Here is a 10,524-nt window from a genome sequence, read left to right as displayed (position 1 = left end):
CGGGGACGGCAGGTGGTCGCGGTGTCGGGTTCCTGGGAGCGGGGGCCGGAGGCTCCCCGAGCAGGAACGGGTGTGGAGGGCTCGGCGCGGGTCGGGGACGGCAGGTGGTCGCGGTGTCGGGTTCCTGGGAGCGGGGGCCGGAGGCTCCCCGAGCAGGAACGGGTGTGGAGGGCTCGGCGCGGGTCGGGGACGGCAGGTGGTCGCGGTGTCGTCCGGTAGGACGACGGTGAAACAGCCGTACGGTGCCGTCATGGGCGTCACCCACGAGGTCACCAACCAGGTCCCGCCGCTGACCGGCCACGACCCCATCGCGGGGGACGCCGCGCTGGCCGAGGCCTGCGTCCGGCACGCCGACGCCGCCACCCTCGACTCGCTCAAGGCGCTCGGCGCGCTGGCCGGCAGCGAGCAGGCGCAGGAGTGGGGCCGGCTGGCGAACGAGAACCCGCCGCGCCTGAGGACCCACGACCGCTACGGCCACCGCGTCGACGAGGTCGAGTTCCACCCCGCCTGGCACGAGCTCATGCGCACCGCCGTCGAGCACGGCCTGGCCGGCGCGCCGTGGACCTCTCCGGACCCCCACCCGCACGTCCGCCGCGCCGTCGGCTACCTCGGCTGGACCCAGGTCGAGATGGGCCACGCCTGCCCGGTGACCATGACCTACGCCGTCGTCCCCGCGCTGCGGGCCGCCCCCGAGCTCGCCGCCCGCTACGAACCCGGTCTCACCGCGACCGCCTACGAGTTCGGGCTCGCCGAGCCGACCGGCAAGCGCGGCCTGGTCGCCGGCATGGGGATGACCGAGAAGCAGGGCGGCTCCGACGTCCGGGCCAACACCACCCGCGCCGTCCCCCAGGACGACGGGACGTACGCGCTGACCGGCCACAAGTGGTTCACCAGCGCCCCCATGAGCGACCTGTTCCTGGTCCTGGCCCAGCTGCCCGAGGGCGTCTCCTGCTTCCTCATGCCCCGGGTGCTGCCCGATGGCACCCGCAACGTCTTCCGGCTGCAGCGGCTCAAGGACAAGCTCGGCGACCGCGCCAACGCCTCGAGCGAGGTCGAGTTCGAGGGGACGACGGGCTGGCTGGTGGGGGAGCCCGGCCGCGGCGTCCCGACGATCATCGAGATGGTCAACACGACCCGCCTGGACTGCGTCCTCGGCTCGGCGGCGACCGTGCGGGCCGCGCTCACCCAGGCCGTCCACCACGCCCGCCACCGCCGGGCCTTCGGCGCGCTGCTGGCCGACCAGCCGCTCATGCAGAACGTCCTCGCCGACCTCGCCGTGGAGAGCGAGGCGGCCACCGCGCTGGCGGTCCGGCTGGCCGCCGCCGTCGACGCCGGGGAGGGCGACTTCCTCCGGCTGGCCGGGGCGGCCGCCAAGTTCTGGGTGTGCAAGCGGACGCCGACGGCGGTCGCCGAGGCGCTCGAGGTGCTCGGCGGCAACGGCTACGTCGAGGACTCCGGCCTGCCCCGGCTGTACCGGCAGGCGCCGTTGAACTCCATCTGGGAGGGCTCGGGCAACGTCATCGCCCTCGACGTGCTGCGGGCGATGGGCCGCTCCTCGCAGTCCCTCGCCGCCGTCCGCGCCGAGATCGACCTCGCCCGAGGAGCCGACGACCGGCTCGACGCCGCGGTCGGCCGGCTGACCGCCGAGCTGGCCGACCCCGAGGGCCTCGCGACCCGTGCCCGCCGCATCGCCGGCCTGCTCGCCCTCTGCCTGCAGGCCTCGCTGCTGCTGCGGCACGCGCCGGCGGAGGTCGCCGAGACGTTCTGCGCCACCCGGCTGGGCGGCGACTGGGGTGCGGTGCTCGGCACCCTCCCGGCCGGGACGCCGGTCCGCGCGCTGGTCGACCGGGCCCACGTCCGGCCCAGCTGAACCGCATCCGTGTGATCACCCTCGCCTGCTCCCCCGACGTGCGCGGCGCCGGCGCTGAGAGCCGCGGGCGGTGAGCGGCGCGGAGCGGGCCAGCCGGCTGCGCCGGCGGGTGTCCCGCCGGGCGACCGCACCGGCCGGTCCGCCGCGCCCGGCGGGTGCGCCGTCCCCCGCGCCGCAGCCGACCCGGCAGACTGCCCCCGTGACGGACCTGGACACGGCCGCGGAGACGGCCCTCGACGCCGATCTCCTGGAGGGCCGGGGCCGCCCGGCGCTGGACCTGCTCATCTGGGACGCACCCAACATCGACATGACCCTGTCGACGGTGATCGGCGCCCGGCCCACCGCGGCGTCGCGGCCCCGCTTCGACGCGATCGCCGCCTGGTTCGTCGAGGGCGCCGGCGGGGGTGCGGCGGGGGGTGACCCGGCGTCCGACGCGCCGGAGGTGGAGGCCTGCGTCTTCGCCAACATCCCGCCGGTGGTCGGCGGCATGCGCGGCTGGGTGGAGGCGCTGCGCGGCTTCGGCTACGCCGTCTTCGCCCGGCCCAAGACCCAGCCGGACGACGACATCGACCAGGCCATGATCGACCACATCGAGGTCCGCCGGTACAGCCACCGGCTGCGCCGGCTGGTGGTGTTCTCCGGCGACGGGCGCAACTTCGCCGAGCCGCTGGAGGAGCTGGCCCGCACCGGCACGCAGGTCGTCGTCGTCGCGTTCAGCGAGGTCGCCGGCTACGCCATCGGCTCCGAGCTGCTGGAGTTCATCGACATCGAGGACGTGCCCGGCGCCTTCGCCGCGCCCCTCGACCGGGTGCGGCTGGACGCCCTGCCGCCGGACGGCGCGTGGCTGCGGCCCACCCGCAACCTGCGGGAGTTCGTCTCCTCCTACCTCCGCCGCAACGGCTGACGCCGGACGCCGGTGTCCCGGGGACCGCTCCGGGGGAGGATCCGACCGCCGGACGACGAGGAGGAGCCATGGCGGTCTGCGAGGTCTGCGGCAACGACTACGACATGAGCTTCGAGGTGGTCGCCCAGGGGGCGCGGCACACCTTCGACAGCTTCGAGTGCGCCATCCACCGGATGGCCCCGGTCTGCGAGCACTGCGGGTGCAAGGTCATCGGCCACGGCGTCGTCGTCGAGGGCCACTTCTACTGCTGCGCGCACTGCGCCCGGCACGTCCACGGCGACACCCCGGTCCGCGACTCGGCCTGAGAAAGGACCCCCCTGCCTCCCACGGCCCCACCTCCCGGGGAGGGGCGCGACACCGGCGTCCCTGCGGGGGTGTCCGACCCGACCGGGTTACGGTTCCGCGGCGGCGCGGTGCCGCACAGTCGTGGGATCGGAGAGCTCGTGGGTGCCGACCGCCCGGGCGTGGACGCCGAGGCCGAGGTGACGCCGGACGGGTACCGGCTCTCGGTGAGCACCCGGGTCGAGGCGTCCGGCGCCGCGACCCTCGTCGTCCGCCCTTCCGCCGGCGAGTTCGTCGAGCAGCAGGTGGTCCGGGTCGGCGACCGGGTGCGGGTCTTCTGGCGGGACGCGGACGGCGGCTGGTTGCTGCCCGCCGAGGTGGCCACGGTCGAGCGCGGCGCCGTCCCCCGCTGGCACCTGCGCGTCGCCGGCCCGGTCGAGCCCGGGCAGCGCCGGGAGGCCGTGCGCGCCCGCGTCGCCCTGGCGCTCACCGCCACCGTGGACGGCGTCGACCTGGACGGCGACGTGCTCGACCTCAGCGAGGGCGGGGTCCGCGCCGTCGTCGACGCCCACGGCCACCCCCCGCTGCCCGGTACCACCGTCGGGCTCGCCGTGCACCTGGAGGACGGCGCGGTGACCACGCGTGCCGAGGTCGTGCGCCAGCAGACCCGGGGCACCCGCTGGGGACTGTCCCTGCGCTTCACCGACCTGCCGGAGAAGGAGCAGGACCGGCTCCGGCGCCGGGTGTTCTGGGCGATGCGCGAGGAGCGCGCCCGCCGGCCCGACTAGAACCGCAGCTCACGGGATAGTCCCCTGGTGTGACGCTCCCCGCCCGCCTGCCCGAGGCCCTGGCAGCCCTGCGGGACGCCGTCGCGGCCGCTCCCCTCGGCCTGGCCACCCCGGGCGCCGAGCCCGCCCGCCGGGCCGCCCGCGGGGTGGTCGAGCAGGTCGACGACTACCTGCTGCCGCGCCTGCGCGACCTCGACGCCCCGCTGCTGACCGTCGTCGGCGGCTCCACCGGGGCCGGCAAGTCCACCCTGGTCAACAGCCTGGTCGGCGCCACGGTCACCGCACCCGGCGTGCTGCGGCCGACCACCCGGGCCCCCGTGCTGGTCTGCGCCCACACCGACCGGGCGGCGTTCGAGGGCGACCGGGTGCTGCCCGGCCTGGCCCGGGTCACCGGCGGGAGCGGCGGCCCCGGCACGCTGCAGCTGGTCGCGCGGGACGACGTCCCACCCGGGCTGGCGCTGCTGGACGCGCCGGACGTCGACTCGGTGGTCGAGTCCAACCGCGAGCTCGCCGCCCAGCTGCTGGCCGCCGCCGACCTGTGGGTCTTCGTCACCACCGCCGCCCGCTACGCCGACGCCGTCCCCTGGGACATGCTGCGGACGGCGCAGGAGCGGGGCACCGCGCTGGCCGTCGTCCTCGACCGGGTGCCGCCGGGCGCCGCGGCGGAGATCGCCCCGGACCTCGCCGGCATGCTCGAGCGGGCCGGCCTGGCCGGGGCCCGCCTGTTCATCGTCGAGGAGCGGCCCCTGGCCGACGGTCGGCTGCCCGAGGACCAGGTCGCGCCGCTGCGCCGGTGGCTGCACGCGCTCGCCGCCGACGCCGAGCAGCGGGCCGCCGTCGTCCGCCAGACGCTCACCGGCGCGCTGGCCAGCCTCGAGGACCGGGTGGCCGGCATCGCCCGCGCCGTCGACGAGCAGACCCGGGCCGCCACGGTGCTGCGGGAGGCCGCCGCGGCCGCCTACACCGCCGCCTACGACGGCGTCGACGAGGGCGTGCGCAGCGGCAGCCTGCTGCGCGGCGAGGTGCTCGCCCGCTGGCAGGAGTTCGTCGGCACCGGCGAGTGGATGCGCTCGCTGCAGAGCTCGATCGGCCGGCTGCGCGACCGGGTCACCGCCGCGTTCACCGGCCGCCCGAACCCCACCGACGACCTGACCGGCGCGCTGGAGACCAGTGTCGAGACCCTGCTGCGCGCCGAGGCCGACCGCGCCGCCGAGCGCACCGTCACCGCGTGGCGGGCGCTGCCCGGCGGGCCGGACCTGCTCGCCGGAGCCGACGAGGACCTCGACCGGGTCTCCCCGGACTTCCCCGAGGCCGCTGCGGCGCAGGTCCGCGACTGGCAGGGCTACGTCCTGGACCTGGTCCGCGAGGAGGGCGCCGGCAAGCGCACCCAGGCGCGCCTGCTGTCGTGGGGCGTCAACGGCGCCGGCGCCGCCGTCATGGTGGCCGTCTTCGCGCAGACCGGCGGGCTCACCGGCGGCGAGGTGGCGGTCGCCGGCGGGACGACGGCCGTCGGGCAGCGGCTGCTGGAGGCGGTCTTCGGCGACGCCGCCGTCCGCTCGCTGGCCGCCCGCGCCCGGGAGGACCTGCAGGGCCGCGTCGACGACCTGCTGCGCTACGAGCAGGGGCGGTTCGACGCGCTCGTCGACGCGGCCGCGCCACCGCCCGACGCCGCCGCCGGCCTGCGCGCCGCCGCCGCGGCCCTGACCTCGGCCCGGGTGGGGGCGTCGTGAGCGAGCTGGTCCAGGGGCACGGCAGCCGGGCCGGTGCGGACGAACGCCGGCGAGGAGGACGCACGAGCCGCCGTCAGGCGCCGCTGGCCGACCGGCTGGCGGCCCTCCGCGACGCGGTCGAGGTGGCCGAGGGCCGCCTCGAGGTGCCGGAGGTGGCGCAGGCCCGGGCCTTGCTGGCCAAGGCCGGCGCCCGGGAGGCGCTGGGCGACGCCACCGTGGTCGCCCTGGCCGGCGCGACCGGCAGCGGCAAGTCCACCCTGTTCAACGCGCTGTCCGGTGCCGAGGTGAGCACGCCCGGCGTCCGCCGGCCCACCACCGGCGTCGCGCACGCCACCGTGTGGGGCGCCGACGGCCACCCCGACGACACGACCGACCGGCTGCTCGACTGGCTGGAGGTGCCCCGCCGGCACCGCCACGCCCCCGAGCCGGCGCTGGACGGGCTGGTGCTGCTCGACCTGCCCGACCACGACAGCGTCCGGCTCGAGCACCGGCTGGAGGTCGACCGGCTGGTGCAGCTGGTCGACGTGCTGGTGTGGGTGCTCGACCCGGAGAAGTACGCCGACGCCGCCGTCCACGAGCGCTACCTCGTGCCGCTGGCCGGGCACGCCGGCGTGCTGCTCGTCGTCCTCAACCAGGTCGACCGGCTCTCCCCGGAGGCCGCCCGGGCCTGCCTGGCCGACCTGCGCGGCCTGCTGGACCGGGAGGGCCTGGCCGACACGCCGCTGCTGGCCGTCTCGGCGCGCACCGGCGCCGGGCTCGGCGAGCTGCGCGCCGCGCTGGCCACGCGGGTGTCGGCCCGGCGGGCGGCGACCGACCGGCTCACCGCCGACGTCCGGGGCGCGGCCACGGCGCTGTCGGCCCACTGCGCCGAGGACGCCGGCCGCTCCGGGGTGGGACGCCGGGAGCGCGAGGAGCTCACCGCCGCGCTGGCCGACGCCGCCGGGGTGCCCGCGGTCGTGACCGCCGTCGAACGCTCGGTGCGCCGCAGCGGCACGGCGGCCACCGGTTGGCCGCTGGTGCGCTGGACCCGCAAGCTGCGCCCCGACCCGCTCGACCGGCTGCACCTGGGGACGGCGGACGGCGCCACCGTGCCGGCCCGGACGTCGCTGCCGGCGCCCGGGGCGCTCACCCAGGCGGGGGTGACCCGGGCGGTGCGGACGGCGCGGGAGGCCGCGGGCGAGGGGCTGCCCCAGGCCTGGCGGGACGACCTGCGGCGCACCGTCGAGGTGTCCGAGGAGCGGATGGCCGACCGGCTCGACCGCGCCGTCGCGGGCACCGACCTGGGCCCGCAGCGCACCCCGCTGTGGCAGCGCGGGGTCGGCGGGCTGCAGTGGCTGCTGGCGCTGACCGCGCTGGTCGGGGCGCTGTGGCTGCTCGCGCTGGTCGTCCTCGGGTTCTTCCAGCTCGACGACGTCGTCCCGCTGCCCCGGGTCGAGGGGCTGCCGCTGCCCACGCTGCTGCTGGTCGGCGGCCTGCTCGCCGGTGCGCTGCTGGCGCTGGTGGCCCGGCCGTTCGTGCAGGCGCGGGCCCGGCGGCGGGCGCGGCGGGCCGAGCAGCGGCTGCACGCCGCGGTCGACGCCGTCGCGCAGGAGGAGGTGCTGGCGCCGATGGCGGAGGTCCGGGAGGACCACGCCCGCTTCTGCGCCGCGGTCACCCGGGCCCGCCGCTGAGCGCGCCCCCCTCGGGTATGGGAAGCGATACGTGCGTTGTGGAGCCCCAGGCGCAGGTATCGCTTCCCATGCCCGGGTTCAGTCGGGCCGCGGGGCCTCGGGCGCGCGCGGCTCGGGCAGCCGCTCCCGCCCGACCTGCAGCGGCGTGTGGCCGTTGGGCAGCTGGGCCCAGACGTGCTTGCGGCCCGGCCGGCCCTCCCAGCCGTAGTCGGTGGACAGCTGGGCGACCAGGTGCAGCCCCATGCCGCCCAGGGCCGGGTCGCGGTCGACGGCGGGCACCGGCGGGCAGTCGGGCGCCTCATCGCTGAGGTCGAGCAGCCAGCCGTCCGGGCCCGCGACGACGAGGGCGCGCACCGCGCCGCCGCCGTGCCGCAGCGCGTTGGACGCCAGCTCCTCGAAGACCAGCAGCAGACCGTCCCGGGCGTCGTCGGTCGAGGACGAGCAGACCGACGGATGGGCGATCCGCGCGCGCAGGTCGGCCCGGACCCGGGAGACGACGTGCATCGTGTCGAGCTGCCAGTGCCAGACGTCGCCGGGGACGGAGGGGACGGGTGTGTGCGGCCACGGCTCCTGGCCCAAGGCGATCTCCTCCGCCGGTGCTGGGCGAGCGGCCGGACCCCGACGGCCGACCTTGCACCCTCCATCCTGACCGAAGGGGTCCGTTCCCGCAGCGGCGGGTCCGGCCGGCGGGCAGCGGCCCCGGTCCTGCGGGTCGCCGCGGCGGGGCAGACTGGGCCGGGTGCAGGACCTGTGGCGTGACCTGAGCCAGGTGGTGCTGGCCGATCGGAGCCTGGCCGACGCCCTCGGTGAGGTCACCGACATCGCGGCCCGCTGCGTCCCCCTGCAGGTAGGAGGACCCCCTCCTGCCCACCCCTCGCAGGCTCGGGGCGAGCCTCGGGACGGGGCCGTGGGGGCAAGGGGGTCCTCCTACCGGCTCAGCGCCGCCAGCCGGCCGACCAGGAACTCCACCGCCGCTGCGCTGTCCACGGTCTCGGCCACGTCGACGGCGGTGGGGGAGTCGGACACGCGGCGCCGGTCGACCAGCGTCTGCCCGCGGCCGGCGCCCAGGGTGGTGTCGACGACGACGTCCCGCCGGACCGTGCCCAGCGTGCCCGGGACGATCGCCTCGGTGAGGGCCAGCGCGTCGTGCAGGACGACGCCGCGGGTGCCGTACTGCGTCCGGGCGTGGTCGACGTACTGCCGCAGGACGGCGGCGGCGGTCTCCCCGACGCGGCCGGCCGCGGCGAAGCGGGCGATGCCGTCGGCGTCGAGCACCGTGGGTACGGTGACGTCCAGGCCGACCAGCACGGTCGGCACCGCCGAGCCCAGCACCCGCTGCGCGGCCTCCGGGTCGGCCCACACGTTGAACTCCGCCGCGGCCGTGACGTTGCCGCCGCGCCCGGCCGAGCCGCCCATGAGCACCAGCCGGCCGATCCGGTCGGCGGCCTCGGGGTAGGTGGCCAGCAGCAGGGCGATGTTGGTCCACGGGCCGATCGCGGCCACGGTCACCGGCGTCTGCGCCGCCGTGAGCAGCTCGGCGAGGGCCACCACCGCCGGCCGCGGGTCGACCGTGGCCGGGGACGCCGGCAGCTGCACCCCGCCGAGGCCGGCGGCGCCGTGCACGTGGCCGGCCCGCTCCGGCTGCCGGTAGACCAGCGAGTCGCGGGCGCCGGCGGCCACCGGGACGTCGGAGCGCCCGGCCAGGTGCAGCACCCGCAGCGCGTTGTCCGTCGCCTGTGCCACCTCGACGTTGCCGTGCACCGTGCACACCAGGCGCAGGTCGACCTCCGGGCTGGCCAGCGCCAGCAGGATCGCCAGAGCGTCGTCGATGCCGGGGTCGGTGTCGATCACCAGGGGTGTGCGCTCGGCCACCGCGCCATCCCACCAGACGCCGCGCGGTGCGGCCTCAGCCGACCGGGGCGTCCGTGCGTGCCCGGGCCGCCGCCCGCCGGCGCGGCAGCGCGGTCACCAGGTACAGCAGCAGGCCGGCGGCGAGCAGGACCCCGGCGAAGCCCCAGGTCACCGCCTCCTGCTGGGAGAGCAGCAGCAGGCACGAGCCGATCCCGAGCACGGGCACCACCGCCGGCACGCGGAAGTGGTCGGTCTCGACGCGGTCGCGGCGCAGCACCAGCACCGCGGTGTTGGTGCTGAGGAAGACGAACAGCAGCAGGAGCACCACCGTGTTGGCCAGGGTGGGCAGGTCGCCGGCGAGGCTGAGCCCCATCGCGACCAGCGTGGTGACCGTGATGGCCACCCACGGCGTCCGCCGACGGGGCAGGACCCGGCCGAGGACGGCGGGCAGCAGGTGCTGCTCGGCCATCCCGTAGGCCATCCGGCTGGCCATGATCATCGTGAGCAGGGCGCCGTTGGCGACGGCGATCAGGGCGATCAGGCTGAACAGCCGGTCGGGGATCCCGGCGTCGGCGGCGCGGACCACCTCGAGCAGCGGGCCGCTGGAGGCGGCCAGCTCCTCGGGCGGCAGCACGACGGCGGCCGCCAGGCCGACCAGCACGTAGACGGCGCCGGCGGTGAGCAGCGCCCCGAACAGCGCCCGCGGGTACACCCGCCGCACGTCGCGGACCTCCTCGGCGACGTTGGCCGACGTCTCGAACCCGACGAACGAGTAGTAGGCCAACAGCGCCGCGGACAGCACGGCCGAGGCGGCCGACACCCCGGGCGGGAACTCCACCACCCGGCCGAGGTCGCCGTCCCCACGGCCGAGCACCAGCGCCCCGAGGACGACGACCAGCACCAGCCCGGAGGTCTCGACCAGCGTCATCACCAGGTTGGCCCGCAGCGACTCCTGGATCCCGCGGGCGTTGAGCAGCGCGACGGCGAGCAGGAACAGCAGGGCGGCCGGCGTGGCGGCCACGTCGAGGAAGACCGCGAGGTAGTCGCCGGCGAAGGCCAGCGCCAGCCCGGCCGCGCTGGTCACGCCCGCGGCGAGCATGCAGAACCCGACCAGGAAGGCGACCACCGGCGAGCGGAACGCCCGTTCGGCGAAGACGGCCGAGCCGCCCGCGCGCGGGTACTTGGTGACCAGCTCGGCGTAGGAGGCCGCCGTCAGCAGGGCCAGCAGCAGCGCCGCCAGCAGCGGCACCCAGATGGCCCCGCCCACCTCGGCCGCCACCGCGCCCACCAGGGCGTAGACCCCGGCACCGAGGACGTCGCCCAGGATGAACAGGTAGAGCAGCCGGCCGCTGACGGCCCGGCGCAGCTTGGTCTCCGGCTCGGCCTGTGCGGTCACCGGTCGAGTCTCGGTGGGGGTACCGGAGCCGGC

At 77.1% G+C, this 10,524-nt stretch carries 9 protein-coding genes; 6 read left to right on the top strand and 3 right to left on the bottom strand.

Features of this window, described 5'->3' with window-relative positions:
- Positions 1–250: 250 nt before the first annotated feature.
- The 6 genes from DQ238_RS17405 to DQ238_RS17380 all read left to right on the top strand — a co-directional run bounded on the left by DQ238_RS17405 (position 251) and on the right by DQ238_RS17380 (position 7,244).
- Entirely contained in the window at positions 251–1,870 is a 1,620-nt protein-coding gene (locus DQ238_RS17405) for an acyl-CoA dehydrogenase family protein (RefSeq protein WP_113782524.1), read from the top strand.
- Positions 1,871–2,069: 199 nt separating this feature from the next.
- Positions 2,070–2,774, top strand: coding sequence for an NYN domain-containing protein (locus DQ238_RS17400; protein WP_233496054.1), 705 nt, complete (start codon positions 2,070–2,072; stop codon positions 2,772–2,774).
- A gap of 68 nt (positions 2,775–2,842) precedes the next feature.
- Complete coding sequence (locus tag DQ238_RS17395) at positions 2,843–3,079, top strand: Prokaryotic metallothionein (protein ID WP_113782522.1); 237 nt, start codon at positions 2,843–2,845, stop codon at positions 3,077–3,079.
- 138 nt (positions 3,080–3,217) lie between these two features.
- Positions 3,218–3,844, top strand: coding sequence for a flagellar brake protein (locus DQ238_RS17390; RefSeq protein ID WP_158550826.1), 627 nt, complete (start codon positions 3,218–3,220; stop codon positions 3,842–3,844).
- Positions 3,845–3,873: 29 nt separating this feature from the next.
- Positions 3,874–5,574, top strand: a complete 1,701-nt coding sequence (locus DQ238_RS17385; RefSeq protein ID WP_113782520.1) for an ABC transporter — start codon at positions 3,874–3,876, stop codon at positions 5,572–5,574.
- Complete coding sequence (locus DQ238_RS17380) at positions 5,571–7,244, top strand: YfjP family GTPase (protein WP_233496053.1); 1,674 nt, start codon at positions 5,571–5,573, stop codon at positions 7,242–7,244. Before DQ238_RS17385 ends, DQ238_RS17380 begins: the two co-directional genes overlap by 4 nt.
- Before the next feature lie 78 nt (positions 7,245–7,322).
- On the opposite strand, the gene DQ238_RS17375 is transcribed toward DQ238_RS17380, so the two are convergent.
- The 3 genes from DQ238_RS17375 to DQ238_RS17360 all read right to left on the bottom strand — a co-directional run bounded on the left by DQ238_RS17375 (position 7,323) and on the right by DQ238_RS17360 (position 10,491).
- Entirely contained in the window at positions 7,323–7,823 is a 501-nt protein-coding gene (locus DQ238_RS17375) for an ATP-binding protein (RefSeq protein ID WP_199506418.1), read from the bottom strand.
- A gap of 348 nt (positions 7,824–8,171) precedes the next feature.
- A complete protein-coding gene (locus tag DQ238_RS17365; RefSeq protein ID WP_113782519.1) occupies positions 8,172–9,116 on the bottom strand; it encodes a nucleoside hydrolase in 945 nt (314 codons plus the stop codon).
- Between the two features lie 34 nt (positions 9,117–9,150).
- Positions 9,151–10,491, bottom strand: coding sequence for an APC family permease (locus DQ238_RS17360; RefSeq protein WP_113782518.1), 1,341 nt, complete (start codon positions 10,489–10,491; stop codon positions 9,151–9,153).
- Between the last annotated feature and the right edge of the window lie 33 nt (positions 10,492–10,524).

Origin of the sequence: Geodermatophilus sp. TF02-6, from assembly GCF_003319115.1 — a bacterium.
Lineage (GTDB): Bacteria > Actinomycetota > Actinomycetes > Mycobacteriales > Geodermatophilaceae > Geodermatophilus.
The sequence above is the reverse complement of the archived record's forward strand: the minus strand, read 5'-3'. Positions and strand labels throughout refer to the sequence as shown.